Here is a 22,242-nt window from a genome sequence, read left to right on the forward strand (position 1 = left end):
GGTCAGGGATTCTGCGTCTGCACCGGCGAGGTGGGCGGCCGCTGCACGGGGACGATCGACAGCGAGAAGGCCTGGCCGTTACGCAAGCCTGACAGGGTCACCGCCGTACCGGGCTTCAACGAGGCCTCGTGCCGGCGCAGGTCCGAGGCATCAAGAATGTCCTCATTGCCGATCTTGAGCAGCACGTCGCGCTGCTCCACGCCCGCCAGCGCGGCCGGGCCGCCCGGCGAGACATCGTTCACCACCACGCCCCGCGCCGCCGACGGAAGGCCGCTTTCGGCCGCCACGGGCACGGGGCCGTAGTCGGCACCGATCCAGCCGCGGACCACGTGCCCGCTCTTGATGATCTGCTCGAGCACGTCCTTCGCGCTCTGCACGGGGATAGCGAAGCCAATGCCCTCGGCGCCCACGGCCTGGCCGATGAGCGAGGTATTGATGCCCACCAGCTCGCCATGCGCATTGACCAGCGCACCGCCCGAGTTGCCGAAGTTGATGGCGGCGTCGGTCTGGATCAGGCTCTCCAGGCTGGAGAGGTTGAGCTGGCGGCCGATGGCGCTGACGATGCCCATGGTCACCGTCTGCCCGATGCCGAAGGGGTTGCCGATGGCCAGCACCACGTCGCCCACGCGGGGTCGGGTGTCGGCATCGGTCATCTTGATGGCCGGCAGGTTGCCCGCGTCCACCTTGAGCACGGCCAGGTCGGTTTCATCATCGGAGCCCACGACCTTGGCGCTGGCGACGCGGCCGTCGTACAGCAGTAGCTGGATGTCGTCCGCATTGGCGATGACGTGGTTGTTGGTCAAAACATAACCATCGTCGCTGACGATGACGCCCGAACCGAGGTTTTGCTGGCGCCGGGTACGCACCGGCCCGGTCGGCACGCTGAAGATGCGCTGCAGTACGGGGTCGGAGTAGAGCTGGCGCGGCTGCTCGGTCACCAGCTTGTTGGCGTAGATATTCACGACCGATGGCGCGGCCTTGGCCACCGCATCGGCATACGACACAGGGCCTTCCGACGCCGAAGCGCCCGCCGCGGCGGGGCTTTCGGCATGCCCGGCCAGGCGTTGCCGAAGGAGTGCACCACTGCCTGGCCAGAGCAGGCCAATGACGAAGGCAAGGGCAAGGCCAAGCACCACGAAGCGGGCGACGAAGGCAAACGTGCGGGCAGCTTGGTTCATGGGTGGCCGAATTTTCCGCGTCCTGGCGGGGAGTTAGCTGCCATGGCTTTACATCTGGCAGGCGTTTGTTCACTTTATTGTACGTGGCAAGTGCTGACGTTACACTGACGTAATTTTGCGGAAGCCGATTTCCTGAAAGCGGCGATGGGGCCCGCAATTCTCAATGGCAAAGTTCCGGAGAGCCTGATGGCGAACGAAGAAGTCGTCGATCACGGGCGCCGTCGCTTTCTCACCACAACGACCGTCGTGGTCGGTGGTGTGGGAGTGGTCGCGGCGATCGTGCCCTTCATCAAGTCGTGGGAACCATCGGCGAGGGCCAAGGCGGCGGGGGCGCCGGTCACGGTCGACATCAGCGCTATCGACGCAGGGCAGAAGGTCACCTTCGCCTGGCGTAGCCTTCCCGTTTTCGTGGTCAACCGCACGCCGGACCAGCTGGCCCAGCTAAAGGGCCTCGCGCCGCGCCTGCTCGACCCGACCTCGTCCGACGCCGGCCAGCAGCCGAAGTACGCGACGAACGAAACCCGTTCCATCAAGCCCGAGTGGCTGGTCGTCATCGGCCTGTGCACGCACCTTGGCTGCGTCCCCGATTTCGTCCCGGACATCAAGCCCGAGCCGTTCGATGCGAACTGGAAGGGTGGCTTCTACTGCCCTTGCCACAAGTCCCGCTACGACCTCTCCGGTCGCGTGTTCAGTGGCGTGCCGGCCCCGAAGAACCTTCCGGTGCCGCCGTACCACTTCATCGATGACACGCATATCCAGATCGGCGTGGATCCGGAGGGGAAGAGCTGATGGCCAGCACACTGTCGCGTCTTGGTAACTGGTTCAACGAGCGTGCCCCGGGCTTCATGCCGATGTACCGGAAGCACATGACCGAGTACTACGCACCGAAGAACTTCAATCTTTGGTACTACTTCGGCTCGCTCGCCCTGTTGGTGCTGGTCAACCAGATCATCACCGGCATCTTCCTCACCATGAACTACAAGACGAGTGCGGCGGAAGCCTTCAACTCGGTCGAGTACATCATGCGTGACGTGGAGTGGGGCTGGCTGATCCGCTACATGCATTCCACGGGCGCTTCGCTGTTCTTCGTCGTGGTGTTCCTGCACATGTTCCGCGGCATCATGTACGGCTCGTTCAAGAAGCCCCGCGAGCTGGTGTGGGTGCTGGGCATGCTGATCTTCCTGGCGCTGATGGCGGAAGCCTTCATGGGCTACGTGCTGCCCTGGGGCAACATGTCCTTCTGGGGCGCGAAGGTGATCATCTCGCTGTTCGGCACCATCCCCTTCATCGGCGACACGCTGGTGCAGTGGATCATGGGTGACTACCTGCCGGCGGATTCCACGCTCAACCGCTTCTTCGCGCTGCATGTCATCGCGCTGCCGCTGGTGCTCCTGTTGCTGGTGGTGTTGCACCTGGCGGCGCTGCACGAGGTGGGTTCGAACAACCCCGACGGCGTGGACGTGAAGCACGGCCCGAAGGGCAACCGCTGGTCGCCCGACAAGCCCACCGATGCGATTCCGTTCCACCCGTACTACACGGTGAAGGACTCGTTCGGCGTCGGCTTCTTCCTGATGATCGCGGCGTTCATCATCTTCTTCGCCCCGACGTTTGGCGGATGGTTCCTCGAGCACGACAACTTCACGCCGGCGAATAACCTGGTGACCCCGACGCACATCAAGCCGTCGTGGTACTTCACGCCGTTCTACGCGATCCTGCGCATGATCCCGTCCTTCCTCGGCACGGCGGTGTGGGGCGTGCTTGGCATGTTCGGCGCCATCCTGCTGCTGGGGCTGCTGCCGTGGATCGATCGCGGTGAAGTGCGCTCGGTGCGCTACCGCGGCCTGGGCTTCCGCATTGGCCTGGCCGTGCTGGTCATCTCCTTCCTGGCCCTGGGCCTGGTAGGTGCCGGTGTTACCGCCGAACTCATCCCGGTGTGGTTCCCGGGGGCGGACGTCACCACGGTAGAGAACGCGTTCGGGCGCCTCATGGTGCTGGGCTACTTTGGCTTCTTCGTGTTCCTCTTTATCTACACGCACTTTGGGTTCGAGAAGACCAAGCCGGTTCCGGAACGGGTGACGACGCATGATTAAGCGCTATCTCTCCTCCCTCGCCCTCGCGCTGGGCCTTGCGGTGGTCGCCGTGCCCGCCCTCGCGGCCGAAGGTGAAGACCTTCCGCCGTCGGGCGCCAACGTCTACGACCAGGCCTCACTGCAGCGCGGCGCCAAGCTGTTCTTCAACTATTGCGTGGGCTGCCACTCGCTGAAGTACGTGCGCTACTCGCGCCTGGCGACCGACCTGGGCCTGTCCGAAGAAGAGGTGATGACCCACCTCAACTTCACCGGCGCCAAGTTCGGCGAAACGGTGATCTCGCACATGCCGGCCGAGCAGGCCAAGGGCTGGTTCGGCAAGGAGCCGCCGGATCTCACCCTGGAAGCCCGGGCCAAGGGTTCGGACTTCATCTACAACTACCTGAACTCGTTCTACCTGGACCCGAGCCGCCCGGTGGGCTGGAACAACACGGTGTTCCCGAACGCCTCCATGCCCAACCCCCTGTGGGAGTTGCAGGGCCTGCAGGTGGCCGTGCATGCCGAGGGCAAGGCCGGGGCGGACGCCGCGGTGGAGAAGCTTGAACTGCACAGCCCGGGTTCGATGACCCCGGAACAGTTCCAGGCCGCCACCCGCGACCTCACCGCCTTCCTGGAGTACACCGCCGAGCCGGCCGCGCTGGAACGCCAGTCCGTGGGCATCTGGGTGCTGCTGTTCTTGGCCGGTCTCACCTTCCTGCTGTACCTTCTGAAGCATGAATACTGGAAGGACGTCCACGAGCATCACTGATTGATGTCCCCCGGGGCGGCCGCAGGGTCGCCCCGTTTCGTTCCGGCGCAGCAGGGAGGGAGATCGAAAGCATGGTCCAGAACGCACGTTCGCGCACGGCGCTCACGCTCTATACGAGTGCTGACGACATCCATTGCCATCGCACCCGCCTTGTCCTGGCGGCCAAGGGCGTGGCGTACGACAGGATCATCCTGAGGGCGGACCAGCCCACGCCGGACCTGCTCGAGCTCAATCCCTACGGCACCCTGCCGACCCTGGTAGACCGCGACCTGACGGTCTACGACACGCTGATCGTGGTCGAATTCCTCGATGAGCGGTACCCGCACCCCCCGCTGATGCCGATCGATCCGCTCTCCCGGGCGCGCCTGCGCCTGGCCACGTGGCGGATCGAGAACGACTGGCTGCCGGAAATCGAGGCGATCCAGGAGGGTGGCTCGGGCGCCGCGGCGGCCCGGCGCCGGCTCCGCGAGCACCTGCTGTTCTCCGTGGAGCTGTTCAAGGCCTCGCGATTCTTCCTGAACCCTGAGATGAGTCTCATCGACTGCCTCGTGGCGCCCATCGTCTGGCGCCTGCCCGCGCTCGGGGTGGACCTGGGCCCGGCGGGCAAGCCCATCGTCGATTACGGCGAACGCCTGTTCCACAGCCAGGGTTTCGCCCGCAGCCTCACCCAGGAAGAGCGGGACATGCGGCCCCATTTCGACTTCGCCCCGGCCGGTTAGCCCTCCGCGCCCGTATCCCGTAAACTCTCTTCTGGCCTTGCCCTGCCGGGGCGTTGGTGATTCCCGACCGACCGGCGGGTACGACGAGGACGCTGTTATGGATACGAACGAGAGCATGGGCATGACTTCCAATCGCCCCTACCTGCTGCGCGCCATCTACGACTGGATCAGCGATAACGGCCTGACCCCGTACGTGCTGGTGGACGCCGGCCAGCCGGGCGTGAAGGTGCCTGCCCACGTCGTGAAGAACGGCCAGGTGGTGCTGAACCTCGCCATGCGCGCCGTCGCCAACCTCGATCTCGGCAACGATCGCATCGCCTTCCAGGCGCGTTTCTCCGGCGTCAGCCAGAACATCGTTATTCCCGTCGCTGCCGTGCTGGCGCTTTACGCGCAGGAAAACGGCCAGGGCATGATGTTCCCGGCCGATGAAAACGACGAAATGGCCGCCCCGGTGGAAGCCGTGGACGACGCCACGTCGGAAGCGCCCGCTGCGGGCGGTGATGACGACCGGCCCAAGCGCGGTGCGCCGCACCTGCGGGTCGTCAAATAAGAAAGGCCGCCCTCGGGCGGCCTTTTTCGTTACAGCCAGTCAGTGAGCCCGGCGTCGGTCCGATAGTGAAATCACATTCGTGGGCAGGTCGGTTTCGCTGGCCACTACCGTTTCCAGTTCCGGATTGCCCGAATGCGGCAAGGCATAGCTCACCACGGCGTCGCCGGCCATCCAGATTTTCGCCGGCTGGCGGCTCTGGCCGTCTTCGCTGACTTCAAAGGCGTAGCAACGCTCCAGGCGCCGCCCGCCATCGACACCCTGCAGGCGGAAGGCGCGTAGCCCCACCGACTGGTCAAGCAGCTGCAACCCATGCCGGCGCGACAGCGCCGTGGCCGCGCGTACGGCCACTTCACGCGCGCGCGTCAGCCGATACCAGCTGGCGATCAGCGCCGCCAGGCCCAGCATCCAGAAAAGGTCGGAAAAGGAGTTCATGGGCTGAGTGTGTGGCCGGCAGGCGGCGGCCACAAGTCCCTTGATTCTGCCGTTTACAGATTTAGACGGAGCGAGAGGTCGATCGCGCGGATGTTCTTGGTCAGTGCGCCGCTGGAGATGAAGTCCACGCCGGTCTCGGCGATGGCACGGATCGTGTCGATTTCCACGTTGCCCGACACTTCCAGCGGCATGCGGCCGGCGGTGTAGGCGACGGCCTCGGCAAGCATCGCCGGCGTGAAGTTATCCAGCAGCGCGCGATCCGCGCCAGCGTCCAGCGCCTGGGCCAGTTCGTCCAGCGTCTCCACTTCCACGATCAGCGGCAGGGAAGGGTGGATGGCCCGGGCCTGGCGTACCGCGGCGGGGATCCCGCCGGCCGCGATGATGTGGTTTTCCTTCAGCATCATCGCGTCGAACAGGCCGATGCGATGGTTGGTGCCGCCGCCGCAACGCACCGCGTATTTTTGTGCACGGCGCAGGCCGGGAATCGTCTTGCGGGTATCCAGCACGCGGGTCGTCGTATCGGCGATCGCGTCGGCATAGCGCGCCGTCACCGTCGCGGTGGCGGACAGCAGCTGCAGGAAATTCAGCGCGGAACGTTCCGCGGTGACGAGCGCGCGGGCCTTGCCGGCAAGGCGGCAGATGGCCGAACCCGCCGGGATGCGGTCGCCATCGTTGGCCAGCCACTCGATCTGCACGGCCGGGTCGAGCTTGCGGAACGCGGCATCGAACCACGCGGTACCGCAGAGCACGGCGTCCTCGCGGCAGGTGAGCACCGCCGTGGCGGTGGCGTCCGGGTCGAGCAGGTCGGCCGTGGCATCGCCCGGGCCCACGTCTTCGGCGAAGGCGCGGTCGATGTCGGCAAGGATCTCGCTGGCCGGCGGCAACGCGTCGGCGAGGTGTGCGTCGGTCATGGGGCTCAGGGGTTTTCCGGCGTGCGCAGGCGCTCGACGATGGCGTCCATGGCGCGGTCGAACAGCAGCGTGGAATCGAGCACTCGCGCGGTGTCCTGCGCAAACGCCTGGGCCAGGCCGGCGAGGCTATGGTCGGCCACCTTGAGGCCACGGCGGTTGACGAACAGGAAGCGGCCGCTGATCGGGCTGACCCACGACAGCTTCGCGCGGTCGGTGGTGCCATCGTCGGCGGTGAACTCCAGCCACTGGCCCACCTTCAGCTCACGCGCCTGCGAGAGGTAGCGTTCGTCGAAGGCTTCGTCGGCGAGGGCTTCGGTCTCTTCGTCGATCTCCGGCTCGAGCACCGGCTCTTCGATGGCCTGGATGGCTTCCGGCAAAGGCATGACGCTGGACACGAGCGTGCCGCTTTCGCCCTCGGGCGCCACTTCGCCGAGCTGCTGCCGATAGAACGCGTGCAACTGGCCGAGTAGCTGCTCGGTATCGGCTTCCTGGAACGCCACGGAGGTAAGGCCGCGGCGCAGCGAGCGCTCGATGCCCGGGAGCAGGGCGCGCAGGTCGCGACGGCTGTTGACGTCGTGCACCGGCAACGCGCTGGCAATGAAGTGGTCGATGAAGCGCAGCGAGTCGGTGAACTCGGCGGAGTCTTCACCCTGGCGGAGCAGGGTAAGCACGACGTAGTTGGCCCAGGCGCGGGTCAGCACGCCATAGATCAGAGGCGGCAGGTTGGCGCCACCCACGCGGCTGACGATTTCCTGCGCGGCGCGGCGACGCGCCTGCTCGAGTTTTTCGCGGCCACGGGTGGACTCGGCGACGCGCTGCTCGGCGAGCTCGGCGCGCTTGCGCACCACGTCGAGGAAATCCTGCAGCTCGGCGGCGAGCCGGTCGAAGATGGCGATGTCGTCGTCGAACTCATGGAGCAGGCGCTCGACGATGGACTTCACCTTCTCGAACAGGCGGCCATCGCGGTCGCCCTCGGACGACCAGCCCTTCGCGGCGTCCGCCAGGGCATCCAGCAGCTGACGGGCCGGGTGCGTCTTGTGCGCGAACATCCGGCGGTCGAGCAGGGCCACCTTGAGGTAGGGAATCTGCAGGCGCGCAAGCAGCACCTGCATCTCAACCGGGAGGTTGCGGTCTTCGAGGATGAACTCGAAGAGCATGCCGACCAGGTCGATGGTGTCTTCATCCACGCCGGAAACGTGCGCGGTGTGCTGCCCACGCAGCTGGCCGATCTGGGTCAGCAGCTGTTCTTTCAGCTGGGCCACGTCACGGGCGATTTCCGCCTGATTCGATAGCTGCGCGGCGCTCACCGGCAGCACCGACATCTGGCTCTGCAGCAGGGTCAGTGCGCCAAGCAGTTCAGCGGCGCTGGGCAACGGGCCCGTTGGCATCGGCACGCCACCCGCATGCACGGGTCCTTCGCCAGCCGTACCCACGGGCATCGCGCCGCGGCGCGCCGAGAACAGCGCGTGCAGCGACTGCATGAACTCGGCGGCGGCCACATCCGTGACCGGCGCGGCGGCGTTGTGCACCACCGGCGTTGCCGTGGAATCCGGGCCGGTCGGCGCAGGCGCGTCGCTACGGCGGGTCGCGATCTCGTGGCGCAGCTGCGGCAGGACGCCGGCGGCGGCCAGTTCGTTATTGATGTCGTCGTACAGCTCGTCGATCCCCGCCAGCACGTAGCGGTCGAACAGCTTGTAGATGATCAGCTTGACACGCACCTCGACCAGCAGCTCGCGCAGGGCCTGGCGGAAGGCGTTCGCCAGCGAGGCCGGGCCGACCGGGTTGCTGGCATCGTCCATCTTGTTGCCGCCGCAGATCACCGACAGGCGCTGGTTCACGGCAAAGAGGGCGCGCGCGAGGCGCTGCTCGTTCTTGCCGACCATGGAGGTGACGGCCAGGGACTCTTCCAGCTCGTTCTCGCCGACCAGGCTAAGCTCGATGTTGGCGAGCGGGCGGGTATGGGTGTCGGTATCCGGGGCGCGCATGCGGCCCGCGGAAAAATCGGCCAGGTCGCGGGCGACCTGGCCGAGGAAGGTGCGCTCGACGATGGCGCGCTTTTTTCGCACCTCGCGCATGCCATCGAAGAACTGGGTCTGCGCCGCGTTGTTCTCGGCCTTCTCGGCCAGGTCGAACAGGGCGTCGTCGATGTTCTCGAACATGTTGCTGGCCAGCGCATGCAGGCGCTTGGTGGCCAGGCCGCGAACCGTTGCCAGAAGGGCGCCCACACGCTCGCTGCGCGGGTCCAGGCGCTGGCTAAGATCGACCACGTTGGACGGTTCGCTCGCGTTACTCATCGCGCATCCTGGAAAAACTGAGGCCCCCGCCTGAGGAAACCATTGTGCGGGAACCAGTGTCTCAAAGTGTGACTGGCGTCACGGATTGTGCGCGCGACTCGTATCTGCCGCAAACCCTGCCATCTGCGTGGTACCGATGCCGGATTCGGGCAGCATGACCGGGATGCCGTCTTCCACCCGGTAGACCACCTGGCCGTCCGTGGTGACCAGGCCCTCGGAGAGGGTTTCGGTCACTTTCTCGCCGGCGACGGTGTCGATCGCGCCGTCGCGGATGGCGCTATTAAGCTGGTCGCGTTCGCTGGCGGTAAGGGGGCGCAGGGGGCGCTTGCTGACCGGGCAGCAGAGGATGTCGATGAGACGCTTGTCCATGGATACCGGCCCTGGCGGGCCAACCTTATTAAAACGAATGTCCGTACAATAACGACTTTTGGGTGCTCCGGCCATGACTTCCAACAAGGGTAGCGAAGCCTCCGCACCGCGCATCGGCGTGGTAATGGGTTCGCGTTCGGACTGGGAAACGATGGAGCATGCCTCCACCACGCTGACCCGCCTGGGCATCGTGCACGAGGTGCGCGTCGTCTCCGCCCATCGCACCCCGGACCTGCTCTTCGACTATGCCGATGGCGCCCGTGGCCGCGGTATCCAGGTGATCATCGCCGGCGCTGGCGGCGCGGCCCACCTGCCGGGCATGCTGGCCGCCAAGACGGCGCTGCCGGTGTTTGGCGTGCCGGTGCAGTCCAAGGCCCTGAACGGCATGGATTCCCTGCTTTCCATCGCGCAGATGCCGGCGGGCATCCCCGTGGGCACACTCGCCATCGGTCGCGCCGGTGCCACCAATGCGGCCCTGCTGGCTGCCTCGGTGCTGGCCCTGCACGATCCGGCCGTGGCCGAGGCGCTGGACGCCTTCCGCGCCGAGCAGACCCGCACCGTCCTCGACAACGCGGACCCGCGCACGTGACCCGCAAGCTCCCCACCGTCGGCATCCTTGGTGGCGGGCAGCTGGCGCGCATGCTTGCCCTGGCAGCCTCCCCGCTGGGCATCCGCACCCTGGTGGTGGATGGCAGCGCCGACGCCTGCGCCGGCCAGGTGACCGAACTGGTCGTGGCCGACTGGTCCGATGAGGTCGCCCTGGACGCCTTCGCCGACCGCGTGGACGTGGTGACCTTCGATTTCGAAAACGTCCCGTCGGCCGTGGCCGAGCGCCTGGCCGCCAGGGTGGAGGTGTTCCCGAACCCCCGCGCCCTGGCCATGGCCCAGGACCGCCTCACCGAGAAAAACCTGTTCCGCGAATGCGGGCTGGGTACGCCGGACTTTGCCCCGGTCGATACGCGCGAGGACCTGATAGGCGCGGTGGAGCGGATTGGCCTGCCGGCCGTGCTGAAGACCCGCCGCCTGGGCTACGACGGCAAGGGCCAGTTCCGCCTGAAGACGCAGGACGACATCGATGCGGCCTGGGCCGCACTGGGTGAGGCCGCGGGGCAGGTGGGCCTGATCCTCGAAGCCTTCGTGCCGTTCGAGCGCGAGGTATCGGTGGTGGCCGTGCGTGGCCGCGACGGTACCTTCCGCAGCTGGCCGCTCACCCGCAACTGGCACGTCGATGGCGTGCTGTCGCTGAGCCTGGCCCCGGCGCCGGGCGCGACGGACGAGCTGGAGCGGGCGGCCAACGCGCACGCGCGCACGGTGGCCGAAGCGTTGGACTACGTGGGCGTGTTCGCCCTTGAGCTGTTCGTCTGCAACGGCAAGCTGCTCGGCAACGAGATGGCCCCGCGCGTGCATAACTCCGGCCACTGGACCATCGAAGGGGCCCACACCAGCCAGTTCGAGAACCACGTACGCGCCGTGCTGGGCCTGCCGCTCGGCGACACGGGCGTGCGCGGTGCCAGCGCCATGTTGAACTGGATTGGCGACATGCCCGACCCGGCCCCGGTGCTGACCACGGCCGACGGTCACTGGCACGATTACGGGAAGGAAGCCCGCGCGGGCCGCAAGGTGGGCCACGCCACGATCTGCGCCCCCGATGCCGGCAGCCTGCGCGAAAAGCTGGCCGCCGTGGGCAAGGGCCTGCATCGCGACGAGCAGGTACAGCCCGCGATCGACACGCTGGCCTGATCCCGTGCTGGCACCACAAAAAAAGGCCGGGCTGCGAAGCCCGGCCTTTTTTCATGCGTCGTGGAAAACTCAGGCCAGGTTCTTGGCCGCGAAGTCCCAGTTCACGATGGCCCAGAAGTTCTCAAGGTACTTCGGGCGGGCGTTGCGGTAGTCGATGTAGTACGCGTGCTCCCACACGTCGGCCGTGAACAGCGGCTTGTCGCTGCCGGTGATCGGGGTAGCGGCGTTGGAGGTGTTCACGATGGCCAGCGAACCGTCCGGGCGCTGCACGAGCCAGGTCCAGCCCGAGCCGAAGTTGCCGGTGGCCTGCTTGGTGAACTCTTCCTTGAACTTGTCGACGCCACCGAAGGCCTTGGTCAGCGCATCGGCCAGCTTCGCCGGCGGTTCGGCCTGCTGCGATGCCGGGCGCATCGAGTGCCAGTAGAACGTGTGGTTCCACACCTGTGCGGCGTTGTTGAAGATGCCGCCCGAGGAGGACTTCACGATGTCTTCGAGGCTCTTGCCCTCGAACTCGGTGCCCTTGACCAGGTTATTGAGGTTGGTGACGTAGGTCTGGTGGTGCTTGCCGTAGTGGAACTCGAGGGTCTCGGCCGAGATGTGCGGCTCCAGGGCATTCTTCTCATACGGAAGCGGGGGAAGTTCGAACGCCATTGTCTGGACTCCTTAGCGGTGGCTGGGGGGAAAGAGGTTGGAGCAGGGCACGGCCTGCGTGGCTGCTACACTATGAAACATCCAGCATTCTAATGATGAAACCCGACCTATGGACGTCGTAGACGAGATCAAGGCCATCGTGGCGGCCCATCCGATCGTGCTTTTCATGAAAGGCACGCCCGAATTCCCCACCTGTGGCTTCTCCGATCGCGCCGTCAAGGCGCTCGAAGCGGCGGGTGCGGTGTTCCATCCGGTGAACGTGCTGGCGGATCCGCGCATCCGCGCCGGCCTGCCGCATTACTCCAACTGGCCCACGTTCCCGCAGCTGTTCCTGCTAGGGGAGTTCATCGGCGGTTGCGACATCGTGGAAGACCTGCATGCAGCAGGTGAACTGAAGCGCATGGCGGCCGAGGTGGCCGGGGCGGATTCGTGAGCATGCTACCCACCGCCCGCCTGCCCGGAAGCTGGTCGCCCGCGCCGGGTGCCCTGGATGGCCGTGTGTTTGTCGTCACCGGCGCCACGGGCGGCCTGGGCGGTGAAACGGCCCGCGCCATCGTTCGCGCCGGCGGCACCGTGGTGATCACCGGCCGCAAGGTCCGGCTGCTCGAAAAACTCTACGACGAGCTCGTCGCCCTGGGCGGCGCCGAGCCGGTGATCCACCCGCTGGACCTGGAAAGTGCCACGCCGGCCGATTACGCCGCGCTGGCCGATGGCCTGGAGGCTGAGTTCGGCCGCCTCGACGGCGTGGTCCACGCCGCCGCGCATTTCAACGAACTCACCCCCATGGCCATGCACAAGCCGGACGACTGGCTGCGTGCCATGCAGGTGAACGTCTCCGCGCCGTTTGCCCTGACCCAGGCCTGCATGCCGCTGCTCAACCGCGGCGACGACAGTGCCGTGGTGTTCGTCCTCGACGACCCGGAGCTGGTGTCGCGCGCCCACTGGGGTGGCTACGGCGTCTCCAAGGCGGCCGTGGAGCGCATGACCGCCGTGCTCCATGCCGAGCACCGGGGTGGCGCCATGCGCGTGCATGCGCTGCTGCCCCCGCCGATGCGCACGGCCCTGCGCCGCGCCGCGTACTACGGCGAAAACACCCTCGAGAGGCCGCTGCCGACGGCCTCGGCCGAGGCCATCGTCTATCTGCTTTCCGGTGCCGGCGCCGACGCGCGCGGGGCCGTCCTGGATATTCGCCAGACCCACTGACTTACCGCTTTTAGGAGTACCTCCCCATGGAAACGCAGATGACGACGTTATCCGCGGGCATCCTGCTGTTCCTGATCATGGATCCGCTGGGCAATATCCCGTTGTTCCTTGCCCTGCTGAAGGACGTGCCCCCGCAGCGCCGCCGCAAGGTGATGGTGCGCGAGCTGCTGATCGCGCTGGCCGTGCTGGTCGCGTTCCTGCTCGGTGGCCAGTTCATCCTGAAGGTGCTGCAGCTGCGCCAGGAGTCGGTGAGCATCGGCGGCGGCATCGTGCTGTTCCTGATCGGCATCCGCATGGTCTTCCCGCCCGTGGAGGGCGGGGTGTTCGGCAAGCAGGGCGAGGGCGAGCCGTTCATCGTGCCCATGGCGATCCCCGGCGTGGCCGGCCCGTCGGCCATGGCCGCCCTGTTGCTGCTGACCAATTCCCAGCCCGGCCGCACGGTGGAGTGGGGCATCGCCCTGTTCCTGGCCTGGCTCACCACCTCGATCATCCTGCTCAGCTCCACCTTCCTCTTCAAATGGCTGGGCGAGAGCGTCCTGACGGCCATGGAGCGCCTGATGGGCATGCTGCTCATCGCCCTCTCGGTGCAGATGTTCCTCGGCGGCCTGTCCTCCTATCTGCACATTGCCGTATGAACATACGTAGCGGTAGGGTAGCTGTCATAATTGCCCGCGAGCATGGGCGGGGCCGGGACTGACCCGGCACCGGGCATGGCCAAAGCCCCAGGCAGGGGCCAAAAGGGTGTTGAAGGCGATATGACAAACCACGACTCCGCAACACGCCCGCACGGTCTGCACCGTCTGACGTCTAAGGGAGCCACCGCATGCTGAGCATCGACCGCGCCCTCCAGGAACGCATGCCATGGCTGGCCCAGCACCCGAAGCTGCGCAAGCCGCTGGCGGGCCTGCTCGGCAGCCTGGCGCACGAGCAGCGCTTCAACGGCGTACTGGACGCGCTACGCGATACCCAGGGCATCGAGTTCGCCGAGCGCGTGCTTGAGCACCTTGGGGTGAGCTGCAGCGTCACCGAACGCGAGCGCGAAAATATTCCCGTCGAAGGCCCGCTGGTGGTGGTGGCTAACCACCCCCTGGGCATGGTCGACGCCATGGCCCTGGTCCAGCTGATTGCCTCGGTGCGCCGTGATATCCGCGTGCTGGGCAATGAAGTGCTGTCGGCCGTGCCGCAGATGGCGCCGTTGCTGCTGCCCGTCGATATCTTCGGCAAGGGCGCCACCTCGCGCATGCGTGCCTTGTTCCGCAGCATCGAGGCAGGCGAAGTGCTGGTGATGTTCCCGGCCGGCGAAGTGTCCCGCGTGCGCGCCAGCGGCGTGCGCGACGGCAAATGGTCCGATGGTTTCGCACGCATCGCCGTGAAGGCCGGCATCCCGGTATTGCCGGTGCATATCAATGCGCGCAACTCCGTGGCGTTCTATGGCCTCTCGATGCTGGCCAAGCCGCTGAGCACCGCGATGCTCCCGCGCGAGGCCACCTCCGGCAAGCAGCGCCCGAGCATCCGCATCGGCAAGCTGGTGGAAGCCGAGGAACTGAAGCGGGTAAGCGAAGGCTCGTCCGAGCGCGCCGCCAAGCTGATGCGCCGCCACGTGTATCGCGTGGGCCAGCAGCGTGGCCTGGTGTTCGGTGGGCAGACCCCGCTGGCGCATCCGGAACCGATCGAACGCGTCGTCGCCGAGCTGGAAAAGGCCGAGGTGCTCGCTGAACTGGCCGACGGCAAGAAAGCGTTCCTCGTCCAGGGTTCCAGCGACAGCGCCGTGCTGCGCGAGATCGGCCGCCTGCGCGAACTGACCTTCCGGCGGGTGGGCGAGGGCACCGGCAAGCGCCGCGACCTCGACGCCTACGATCCGTACTACGAGCATCTCGTGCTGTGGGACGCGAAGGCGCTGCGCATCGTCGGTGCGTACCGCTTCGGCCACGGCGGCAAGCTGATCGCCGAACGCGGCATGTCGTCGCTGTATACCTCCAGCCTGTTCGATTATTCGCCGGCGCTGGAATCGCGCCTGGCGCAGGGCCTCGAGCTCGGCCGCAGCTTCATCGCCCCGGCGTACTGGCGCTGGTCGCGTGCGCTGGACCAGCTGTGGCAGGGCATTGGCCTGTACCTGCAGCGCCACCCGGACGTGCGCTACCTGTTTGGCCCGGTGAGCATGTCGGCGGCCATGCCGCGCGAGGCGCGTGAGTGGATCGCCGCGGCCCACCAGCATTTCTTCGGGGTGCAGGGGCTCGCTGCCGCACGCCAGCCGTTCGTGATTCCGCAGGAAACGATTGAATCGGTGCGCGCGGAACTGGAAGGCCTGGATGCCGCCGGTGGCCTGGGCAAGCTGAAGAATCGCCTGGATGCGCTGGGCGTGACGCTGCCGGTGCTCTATCGCCAGTACGTGGACCTGGTGGACCCGGAAGGCGTGCAGTTCCTGGCCTTCGGCGAGGATCCGGATTTCGCCGGCTGCGTGGATGGACTGGTGATGCTGGACCTGCTGAGCCTGAAGCCGGCGAAGCGCGCGCGTTACCTCGGCAAGTCCTGATCGTCGTTTGAAAAAGCCCGGCCAGCACCTCGCTGGCCGGGCTTTTTTGTGCCCGGTTGATTATTAGCCGGGCGTAGGAAAAGCCGAATCGTTCGTATAAAAAAAGCATGAACGTTTCGACAAATTGTCATTGTGTGATGCTAGCCTAGTGATTATCTCAGGGCAGGGACATCCCGCTGTAAACCAGGGTTGCCGCGGCGGGCGGCGCTAACAAGGGATTTTCGCGGCCGGTACTCGTACCGGCTGCTTCGCCGTGTCCGGAGAAACCGTTTTTTCTTGCGTGGGCGTAATAAAAAACGAGCGCCTGATAATACGCAATTAATTACGTCATTAGCAGTTTATTTCGATTTACCCGTTACCCATAACTACGCATCACATCAGGAAACCAGTCGATGAATCGCAATACCCTTTCGGCAGCGATCGCCATGACGCTGTGCCTCGTCGCCGGCGGCGCCGTGGCCCAGGACAGCCAGACGGAGCAGACCCCGGCCGCGACGACCACCACGCAGCGCTCGAACGTCTCGACCACGTCGAACACCACCAACGACAACGCCACGCGCCGCGCCGCGGAGCAGATGAGCGCCGTGAGCGTGCGTGCGGATTCGCTGTCGCTGGGTGGCGGCCTGATGTCCATCCAGGACGCGCCGAAGGCCGTGTCGACCATTTCCCGTGACGCCATCAAGCAGGCGGCGCCGGGTGCGACCTTCATCCAGGCCATTGATTCGATCCCGGGCGTCGTGTCGTCCACCGACGACGTCACCGGCACCAACGACGGCAACGTCACCATCCGTGGCTTTCCCATCGACGAAGTGGGCGTGACCGTCAACGGCGCCCCGATCAACGACAGCGGCAACTACAAGATCTACCCGACCGAGTACGGCGACACCGAGAACATGGGCGACATCACCGTCCAGCAGGGCTACCCGGACAACGACACGCCGATCGCCGGCGCGGCCGGTGGCTCCATCGCGTGGGTCACGGTCGATCCGTCGCACACCGCCGGCTTCGATTTCAGCCAGTCGCTTGGCCAGAACAGCTACCACCGCACCTTCGTCCGCCTGAACACCGGCGACACCGGCCCGGTCCGTTCCTGGCTGTCGTACTCGAACAACGAAACCGAGCTGTGGCGTGGCCGCGGCAAGGCGAAGATCACCAAGGTCGACGGCAAGTCGGTGTGGACGATCGACGACCGTAACTCGGTGACCTTCTCGGTGCAGTACAACCGCGAAGTGAAGACCAACTACGAAGGCCTGACCAAGGCCCAGGTGGCCCAGGAATACAAGCAGAGCTACGGCAGCGTCTACACGCCGGGCAGCACCAGCAGCAACTTCTACGCGCTGCACCAGAACCCGTTCCGTAACTACCTCGCCAGCGCCGACGGTGAGTTCACCTTCACCGACAGCCTGCGCCTGAGCGTGGTGCCGTACTTCCAGTACGGTTACGGCGGCGGCGGTTCCGGCAGCACGGTGACCGAGAACCCGCTGGCCACCAAGAACTACTACCACTCGGTGGATTACGACCTGGACGGCGACGGCAAGGTCAGCGGCACCAAGCTGGTCAACTCGTTCAGCAACTCCACCACGTATCGCCCGGGCGTCATCGCCAAGCTCAACCAGGACCTCACCGACAACAACAGCCTGGAATACGGCCTGTGGTGGGAGCGTCCGCGCCAGCAGCAGGACCAGGTGTTCGTGCAGGTGGACCCGGAAACGGGTGAGCCGGTCGACACGTGGGCGAAGAGCGGCCTGATCAAGTACCCGGACGGCCAGGTGCAGAAGTCGTACATCAACTACACGACGACGACCAACGAAAAGGCCTTCATCACCGACAACTGGACGCCGGACGACAAGTGGACGTTCACGGGCAGCCTGGCCTACGTCTGGTCCAAGCGTGATGGCTTCGTGGCGGAATACCCGGATTCGCTCGGCTCGATCAGCACGGCCGGCAAGGTCACGGCGACCAACAGCGCCTACGCCGCCAACCCGGACAAGACCTTCCACAAGTTCACCCCGACCGGCGGCATCAAGTACCAGCTGAACGACCAGAACCAGTTCTACTTCGGCATCGGCAAGACCTTCCGCGCACCGATCAACGGCGCCATCCTCTCCAACGCCCTGTACGGCAATGGCACGGCCCAGGCCAACCCGCTGCCGAACAAGCCGGAAACCTCGGTGACGGGTGATCTCGGCTGGCGCTTCTACGGTGACAGCGTCTCGGCCAGCGTCGACGCCTACGCATCCAACTTCAACAACAAGCAGGTGTCGGGCTACGACGAGGTCACCGGCCTCACGGTGTACACCCAGCTGCCGAAGGTGCACATGCGCGGCATGAATGCCGAGGGCAGCTACAAGTTCGACGAGAACTGGTCGCTCTACGCCAACTACAACTACACCCGCGCCATCATGCAGGCGAACCTGGATTCGCTGGGCGACGGCATCTACTACACCAAGGGCAAGACCCTGCTGAACGCGCCGTTGAACACCGGCTACATGGCGGTGAACTACAAGAACGGCCCGTTCTGGGCGTCGTTGAATGCCAAGTATCAGGGTGCGAGCTGGGGTGACTGGTCCAACACGCAGAAGATCGGCGGCTACACCACGCTGAACCTCAATGCGGGTTGGAACTTCCCGGACTTCTCGCCGTCGTTCCGCAGCCCGTACATCAAGATCAACCTGTTCAACCTGGCTGACCGCAAGGCGTTCACGTACGCCAGCAACGTCACCTCGTTCCTGGCCGCTAACCCGGACAAGATCAAGGACGCGAACGGCACCACCCTGTACGCCTCGGCGCCGTATTACTCGGTGCTGCAGGAACGCACCTTCATGGTCACCTTCGGCGCCTCGTTCTTCTAAGTCGCCCGTGCCATCGGCCCCGCCTGCGGTCTCCGCAGGTGGCGGCCTCCGCAAGACGCCCCTCGTCCCGAGGGGCGTTTTTTTTTTGCCCACCGGAAGGTGAATTCTTAACGTCGGGGTCTCATATGACATTGAGCCCTGCGAAGGGCGAAAGATCGTGACGCTTGCGCGTTCACGGATCACAAATATCGTAAAATCATATACTTATAAGTACTTTATCGATCTAAAGATAGTCGTTTTCGCGTGCTGGGTCGGACCTTTTCCTATCGCAACTTGTTACGGCGATGTAATAAACTTCATCTAGTCTTTACGGACCGCTGTCCTTCCGAGACCGCTGGGCGATGCCGCTCGGGTCAGGGGAAAACCGAAGAAATCGTTGTTGCCTTCCAGAGGACGGGCGTGTTGCGACGCCCCGTCTTTCCAGCTTTTTTTCTCGCGAAATTGTGAGGTTCGTTACATGCAGAAGCGTATCCGCGCCAAACTCCTGCCGTTGGCCATTGCGTCGCTTATCGCCGCGCCTGCCGCCTTCGCCCAGGAAACGTCGTCGACGATCAGCGGCCGTGTCCTTGATAGCGCCGGCCAGCCGGTCGCCAACGCCACCGTCGTCATCGTCCACGAGCCGTCGGGCACCACCAAGACGACGACCACGGACGCCAACGGCCGTTACGCGGCCCAGGGCCTGCGCGTCGGCGGTCCGTTCGACGTGACCGCGACCAAGGACGGCACGCCGTCTGCCCGCCAGGACAACGTCTACCTGCAGCTGGGTGCCGATACCTCGGTGAACCTGAGCGCCGGCGCCGCGGCCAATGCCGCTGATGCCACCGCGCTGGGCGCCGTGACGGTGTCCGCTGTGTCGGGCCAGTTCTCGTCGGAGAACAAGGGCCTGGGCACCAACATTTCGCAGGCGCAGCTGAAGGCCACGCCGACCCCCAGCGGCAACATCGCTGACATCGCCCGCCTCGACCCGCGCGTCAACGTCGACCACGGCACCGGCGCCATCTCGGCCAACGGCCAGAACGCCCGCATGAACACCATCAAGGTCGACGGCCTTGGCGTGGGCGACCCGTTCGGCCTGAACGGCACCGGCCTGCCGACCGTCGGCTCGCCGGTCTCGATGGACACGCTGGATTCGTTCAACATCTCGACCGCCAACTACGACGTCGGCTCCGACACCATCGGTGCGGACATCAACGCCGTCACCAAGTCGGGTACCAACGAGTTCCACGGCTCGGTGTACTACGGCTTCAAGAATGCCTCCAGCATGGTCGGCGAAGCCGGCTGGCTCAACAACGGCGCTGACCGCGACTACACCGAGTTCGACCGTAACTGGAAGGCCGGTGCCACCGTCGGCGGCCCGATCATCAAGGACAAGCTGTTCTTCTTCGCCGGTTACGAGAAGGAAGAAGTGACCGGCCTGAGCTCGGGCGCCGTCAACGGCCTCGACCCGTCGATCGCCACGTCGACCAACAACAAGGTCTCGTCGACCGACCTGCAGCGCACCATCGATGCCGCGCGCGGCCTCGGCCTGGTCCCGGGTACGCTGGGCGCGAATGGCGGCACGCTGAACGACAAGCGTTACATCGCCAAGCTCGACTGGAATATCACCGACGGCCACCGCATGAACCTTGCGTACCAGCGTACCAAGGAAGTGAAGCCCAACCCGCAGGGTAACGGCGCCTCGACGATCGGCCTGTCCAGCTACTGGTACACCGTCAACACCGACAACAAGAACTACACGCTGCAGTCGTTCGACGACTGGAACGACGTGTTCTCGTCGGAAGCCAAGGTCGGCTACAGCGATTACTCGCTGAACCGTTCGGTGGACACGCAGCAGCCGCAGATCGGCGTGCGCGTGAACAACAATGTCTTGAACACCGGCCCGACGATCAACCTGGGCGAAGACCAGTTCTCGCATTACAACGCGGCATCGGTGAAGACGCTGACCGCGATGTGGGCCGGCACGCTGTACCTCGACGACCACACCGTCAAGGGTGGCTTCGAGTGGGAGCGTAACCGCATCTACAACCTGTTCGGCCGCACCGAGTTCGGCGCGTACACCTTCGGCAACGGCATCAACAGCTTTGCCAATGGCCTGTACAGCAACTACTCGCTGTACCAGCCGGCACCGGGTTACAGCCTGAACGACATCGCTGCCCAGTGGGAGCTGCGTCGCCACACGTTCTTCCTGCAGGACACCTGGCAGCCGACCGAGAATCTCTCGGTGCAGTTCGGCTTCCGCGTCAACAAGTACCTCACTGACGACAAGCCGCTGTACAACGCGACGTTCGCGCAGCGTTATGGCTTCAGCAACGCCAATACCGTCAACGGTAGCCAGCTGGTCGAGCCGCGCCTGTCGTTCAACTACACCTTCGACAGCGATTACAAGACCCAGCTGCGTGGTGGCGTTGGCCTCTTCCAGTCCGATCCGCCGACCGTGTGGATGACGAACCCGTACCAGAACAACGGTATCAACATCGTCACCTACTCGTACGACCGCCAGCCGGACGGCGTCACCTGCAAGCTGGGCTCCCAGCTGCTGCCGTGCCCCGCGTTCAGCGCCGATCCGCTCAAGCAGAACACCAGCGGCCCGGGCACCATCCCGCAGCAGGCAGTGGATACCGTCGACAAGGACTTCAAGCTCCCGAGCGTGTGGAAGTCGTCGATCGCGTTTGATCGTGAGCTGCCGTGGCAGGGCATCATCGCCAGCATCGAGTACCAGCATCTCGACGTGCAGGACGGTATCTTCTACCAGAACCTGAATATCGGTAATCCGACCGGCCAGATGCCGGACGGTCGCTACACGTACTACGGCTGCATCGGCGGCTCGACCCCGCTGAACGGCGGCACCGGCGCAAACTGCACAGCCAATGCCAACCTGCGTAACGGCGGTGCCGTTAGCGGTAACACGGCCCGCCTTCGTGCCGATAACCGCTTTGCCCAGGGCGTCACCTACCTGACCAACACCTCGAAGGGTGGTGCGGACACGGTGACCCTGTCGTTCACCAAGCCGATGGAAAATGGCTGGTCGTGGAGCGTGTCGGCCACCGGCGGCCACGCCACCGAAGTGAACCCGGGCACCTCCAGCCAGGCAACCTCGAACTACTCGAACAGCGCGTGGCGGAACCCGAACGAAGACGTCGCTTCCACGTCCAACACCAACATCGCGCAGCGCCTGAACGCGTCGGTGACGTGGCAGCACAACTTCTTCGGCGACTACGCCACCACGATCAGCGCCTTCTACGACGGCCATTCGGGCGTGCCGTATAGCTGGGTGTTCGGTAACGACGCCAATGGTGACTCGTACTCGAAGGATCTGGCCTACATCCCGACCCGCAACGACGGCACGGTGTTCACCACCACGACCGGCGCGGCGGCTTCGCAGGCGCTCGTCAACCAGTTCTACGACTACATCCAGAACGACAGCAACCTGCGCAAGAACCAGGGCAAGGTGGCTCGCCGCAACGACGCGGTCTCGGCCTGGGTCAACCAGCTCGACCTCGGCCTGAGCCAGGAAATCCCGGGCATCTTCAAGGGCAACAAGGGCGAGATCCGTCTCGACATCTATAACTTCCTGAACCTGGTCAACAAGGACTGGGGCCAGCAGTCGTATGTTGGCTTCCCGTACACCCGCACGCTGGCCAACTTCGGTGGCGTGAACGCCCAGGGCGAGTACATCTACCAGCTGCCGACCGACTCGCAGGGCAATTACGCCCCGGGTTCGAAGGCTGTCTACGATGCCCCGACCGACAACAGCGCGACCAAGCTGAACCCGGTCTCGCGTTGGTCCGCCACGCTGACGGTGCGTTACACGTTCTAAGAAGGGCCCTGGCCTGACCTGGAACCGCAAACCGGCACCCGAAAGGGTGCCGGTTTTTTTGTACGTGCATGCCGTGGGGTTGACCACCGCCAGACCCCGCGTGATCCTAGGCAGTCCGCTCCCGTTCCGGAGTGGGGTTCGCCGCTAATTCGCGGTCA

General features: G+C 65.2%; 19 protein-coding genes. 13 read left to right on the plus strand and 6 right to left on the minus strand.

Going from position 1 to position 22,242, the window contains the following annotated elements; genetic code table 11:
• Positions 1-2: 2 nt before the first annotated feature.
• Positions 3-1,178 carry a S1C family serine protease gene (locus tag FIV34_RS06200; RefSeq protein WP_139980715.1) on the minus strand — a complete coding sequence of 392 codons (1,176 nt, stop codon included), beginning with the start codon at positions 1,176-1,178 and terminating at the stop codon, positions 3-5.
• 186 nt (positions 1,179-1,364) lie between these two features.
• Here FIV34_RS06200 and petA point away from each other — a divergent pair, with 186 nt between their 5' ends.
• The 5 genes from petA to FIV34_RS06225 all read left to right on the plus strand — a co-directional run bounded on the left by petA (position 1,365) and on the right by FIV34_RS06225 (position 5,282).
• The gene (gene petA / locus FIV34_RS06205; protein ID WP_139980717.1) at positions 1,365-1,967 is read left to right on the plus strand and encodes a ubiquinol-cytochrome c reductase iron-sulfur subunit; all 603 of its coding nucleotides are present in this window, start codon (positions 1,365-1,367) and stop codon (positions 1,965-1,967) included.
• A complete protein-coding gene (locus FIV34_RS06210) occupies positions 1,967-3,268 on the plus strand; it encodes a cytochrome b (protein WP_139980719.1) in 1,302 nt (433 codons plus the stop codon). The genes petA and FIV34_RS06210 overlap by 1 nt, the downstream gene beginning before the upstream one ends.
• Complete coding sequence (locus FIV34_RS06215; protein WP_211352718.1) at positions 3,261-4,013, plus strand: cytochrome c1; 753 nt, start codon at positions 3,261-3,263, stop codon at positions 4,011-4,013. The genes FIV34_RS06210 and FIV34_RS06215 overlap by 8 nt, the downstream gene beginning before the upstream one ends.
• Before the next feature lie 71 nt (positions 4,014-4,084).
• Positions 4,085-4,732 (plus strand): glutathione S-transferase N-terminal domain-containing protein, encoded by a 648-nt coding sequence (locus FIV34_RS06220; protein ID WP_139980721.1) that lies wholly within the window; start codon positions 4,085-4,087, stop codon positions 4,730-4,732.
• Between the two features lie 121 nt (positions 4,733-4,853).
• On the plus strand, positions 4,854-5,282 hold the full coding sequence (locus FIV34_RS06225) for a ClpXP protease specificity-enhancing factor (protein WP_139980723.1): 429 nt from the start codon (positions 4,854-4,856) through the stop codon (positions 5,280-5,282).
• A gap of 39 nt (positions 5,283-5,321) precedes the next feature.
• Here FIV34_RS06225 and FIV34_RS06230 read toward each other — a convergent pair whose 3' ends face one another.
• The 4 genes from FIV34_RS06230 to FIV34_RS06245 form a co-directional block, all read right to left on the minus strand.
• On the minus strand, positions 5,322-5,714 hold the full coding sequence (locus FIV34_RS06230) for a DUF3301 domain-containing protein (protein ID WP_139980725.1): 393 nt from the start codon (positions 5,712-5,714) through the stop codon (positions 5,322-5,324).
• A 53-nt stretch (positions 5,715-5,767) separates the two neighbouring features.
• Complete coding sequence (nadC, locus tag FIV34_RS06235) at positions 5,768-6,625, minus strand: carboxylating nicotinate-nucleotide diphosphorylase (RefSeq protein ID WP_139980727.1); 858 nt, start codon at positions 6,623-6,625, stop codon at positions 5,768-5,770.
• Positions 6,626-6,630: 5 nt separating this feature from the next.
• Positions 6,631-8,919, minus strand: a complete 2,289-nt coding sequence (locus FIV34_RS06240; RefSeq protein WP_139980729.1) for a DUF1631 domain-containing protein — start codon at positions 8,917-8,919, stop codon at positions 6,631-6,633.
• 78 nt (positions 8,920-8,997) lie between these two features.
• Positions 8,998-9,288 (minus strand): Trm112 family protein, encoded by a 291-nt coding sequence (locus FIV34_RS06245; RefSeq protein WP_139980731.1) that lies wholly within the window; start codon positions 9,286-9,288, stop codon positions 8,998-9,000.
• Positions 9,289-9,361: 73 nt separating this feature from the next.
• Between FIV34_RS06245 and purE the strand changes: the two genes are divergently transcribed.
• Positions 9,362-9,877 carry a 5-(carboxyamino)imidazole ribonucleotide mutase gene (purE, locus tag FIV34_RS06250; RefSeq protein ID WP_139980733.1) on the plus strand — a complete coding sequence of 172 codons (516 nt, stop codon included), beginning with the start codon at positions 9,362-9,364 and terminating at the stop codon, positions 9,875-9,877.
• Between the two features lie 50 nt (positions 9,878-9,927).
• Positions 9,928-11,028, plus strand: coding sequence for a 5-(carboxyamino)imidazole ribonucleotide synthase (locus tag FIV34_RS06255; protein ID WP_139985743.1), 1,101 nt, complete (start codon positions 9,928-9,930; stop codon positions 11,026-11,028).
• Positions 11,029-11,097: 69 nt separating this feature from the next.
• Here FIV34_RS06255 and FIV34_RS06260 read toward each other — a convergent pair whose 3' ends face one another.
• Positions 11,098-11,679: a Fe-Mn family superoxide dismutase gene (locus FIV34_RS06260; RefSeq protein WP_139980735.1), complete on the minus strand. Its 582-nt coding sequence runs from the start codon at positions 11,677-11,679 to the stop codon at positions 11,098-11,100.
• Positions 11,680-11,788: 109 nt separating this feature from the next.
• Here FIV34_RS06260 and grxD point away from each other — a divergent pair, with 109 nt between their 5' ends.
• The 6 genes from grxD to FIV34_RS06290 all read left to right on the plus strand — a co-directional run bounded on the left by grxD (position 11,789) and on the right by FIV34_RS06290 (position 22,084).
• Positions 11,789-12,112 (plus strand): Grx4 family monothiol glutaredoxin, encoded by a 324-nt coding sequence (grxD, locus tag FIV34_RS06265; RefSeq protein WP_139980737.1) that lies wholly within the window; start codon positions 11,789-11,791, stop codon positions 12,110-12,112.
• Between the two features lie 2 nt (positions 12,113-12,114).
• Positions 12,115-12,882 carry an SDR family NAD(P)-dependent oxidoreductase gene (locus FIV34_RS06270; protein ID WP_139980739.1) on the plus strand — a complete coding sequence of 256 codons (768 nt, stop codon included), beginning with the start codon at positions 12,115-12,117 and terminating at the stop codon, positions 12,880-12,882.
• 38 nt (positions 12,883-12,920) lie between these two features.
• Positions 12,921-13,517: a YhgN family NAAT transporter gene (locus tag FIV34_RS06275; protein ID WP_139980741.1), complete on the plus strand. Its 597-nt coding sequence runs from the start codon at positions 12,921-12,923 to the stop codon at positions 13,515-13,517.
• 188 nt (positions 13,518-13,705) lie between these two features.
• On the plus strand, positions 13,706-15,415 hold the full coding sequence (gene olsF, locus FIV34_RS06280) for a bifunctional ornithine lipid synthase OlsF (protein WP_139980744.1): 1,710 nt from the start codon (positions 13,706-13,708) through the stop codon (positions 15,413-15,415).
• Between the two features lie 392 nt (positions 15,416-15,807).
• Complete coding sequence (locus FIV34_RS06285; protein WP_139980746.1) at positions 15,808-18,267, plus strand: TonB-dependent receptor; 2,460 nt, start codon at positions 15,808-15,810, stop codon at positions 18,265-18,267.
• Between the two features lie 457 nt (positions 18,268-18,724).
• Positions 18,725-22,084, plus strand: a complete 3,360-nt coding sequence (locus tag FIV34_RS06290) for a TonB-dependent receptor (RefSeq protein ID WP_139980748.1) — start codon at positions 18,725-18,727, stop codon at positions 22,082-22,084.
• The last annotated feature ends 158 nt before the right edge of the window (positions 22,085-22,242 follow it).

Source organism: Luteibacter pinisoli (assembly GCF_006385595.1).
Taxonomy (GTDB): Bacteria; Pseudomonadota; Gammaproteobacteria; order Xanthomonadales; family Rhodanobacteraceae; genus Luteibacter; species Luteibacter pinisoli.

Bases quoted from the DNA above. Each gene is read 5' to 3' on its own strand.
- FIV34_RS06200 (WP_139980715.1), bottom strand. From the start codon at position 1,178: ATGAACCAAGCTGCCCGCACGTTTGCCTTCGTCGCCCGCTTCGTGGTG.
- petA (WP_139980717.1), top strand. From the start codon at position 1,365: ATGGCGAACGAAGAAGTCGTCGATCACGGGCGCCGTCGCTTTCTCACC.
- FIV34_RS06210 (WP_139980719.1), top strand. From the start codon at position 1,967: ATGGCCAGCACACTGTCGCGTCTTGGTAACTGGTTCAACGAGCGTGCC.
- FIV34_RS06215 (WP_211352718.1), top strand. From the start codon at position 3,261: ATGATTAAGCGCTATCTCTCCTCCCTCGCCCTCGCGCTGGGCCTTGCG.
- FIV34_RS06220 (WP_139980721.1), top strand. From the start codon at position 4,085: ATGGTCCAGAACGCACGTTCGCGCACGGCGCTCACGCTCTATACGAGT.
- FIV34_RS06225 (WP_139980723.1), top strand. From the start codon at position 4,854: ATGACTTCCAATCGCCCCTACCTGCTGCGCGCCATCTACGACTGGATC.
- FIV34_RS06230 (WP_139980725.1), bottom strand. From the start codon at position 5,714: ATGAACTCCTTTTCCGACCTTTTCTGGATGCTGGGCCTGGCGGCGCTG.
- nadC (WP_139980727.1), bottom strand. From the start codon at position 6,625: ATGACCGACGCACACCTCGCCGACGCGTTGCCGCCGGCCAGCGAGATC.
- FIV34_RS06240 (WP_139980729.1), bottom strand. From the start codon at position 8,919: ATGAGTAACGCGAGCGAACCGTCCAACGTGGTCGATCTTAGCCAGCGC.
- FIV34_RS06245 (WP_139980731.1), bottom strand. From the start codon at position 9,288: ATGGACAAGCGTCTCATCGACATCCTCTGCTGCCCGGTCAGCAAGCGC.
- purE (WP_139980733.1), top strand. From the start codon at position 9,362: ATGACTTCCAACAAGGGTAGCGAAGCCTCCGCACCGCGCATCGGCGTG.
- FIV34_RS06255 (WP_139985743.1), top strand. From the start codon at position 9,928: ATGCTTGCCCTGGCAGCCTCCCCGCTGGGCATCCGCACCCTGGTGGTG.
- FIV34_RS06260 (WP_139980735.1), bottom strand. From the start codon at position 11,679: ATGGCGTTCGAACTTCCCCCGCTTCCGTATGAGAAGAATGCCCTGGAG.
- grxD (WP_139980737.1), top strand. From the start codon at position 11,789: ATGGACGTCGTAGACGAGATCAAGGCCATCGTGGCGGCCCATCCGATC.
- FIV34_RS06270 (WP_139980739.1), top strand. From the start codon at position 12,115: ATGCTACCCACCGCCCGCCTGCCCGGAAGCTGGTCGCCCGCGCCGGGT.
- FIV34_RS06275 (WP_139980741.1), top strand. From the start codon at position 12,921: ATGACGACGTTATCCGCGGGCATCCTGCTGTTCCTGATCATGGATCCG.
- olsF (WP_139980744.1), top strand. From the start codon at position 13,706: ATGCTGAGCATCGACCGCGCCCTCCAGGAACGCATGCCATGGCTGGCC.
- FIV34_RS06285 (WP_139980746.1), top strand. From the start codon at position 15,808: ATGAATCGCAATACCCTTTCGGCAGCGATCGCCATGACGCTGTGCCTC.
- FIV34_RS06290 (WP_139980748.1), top strand. From the start codon at position 18,725: ATGCAGAAGCGTATCCGCGCCAAACTCCTGCCGTTGGCCATTGCGTCG.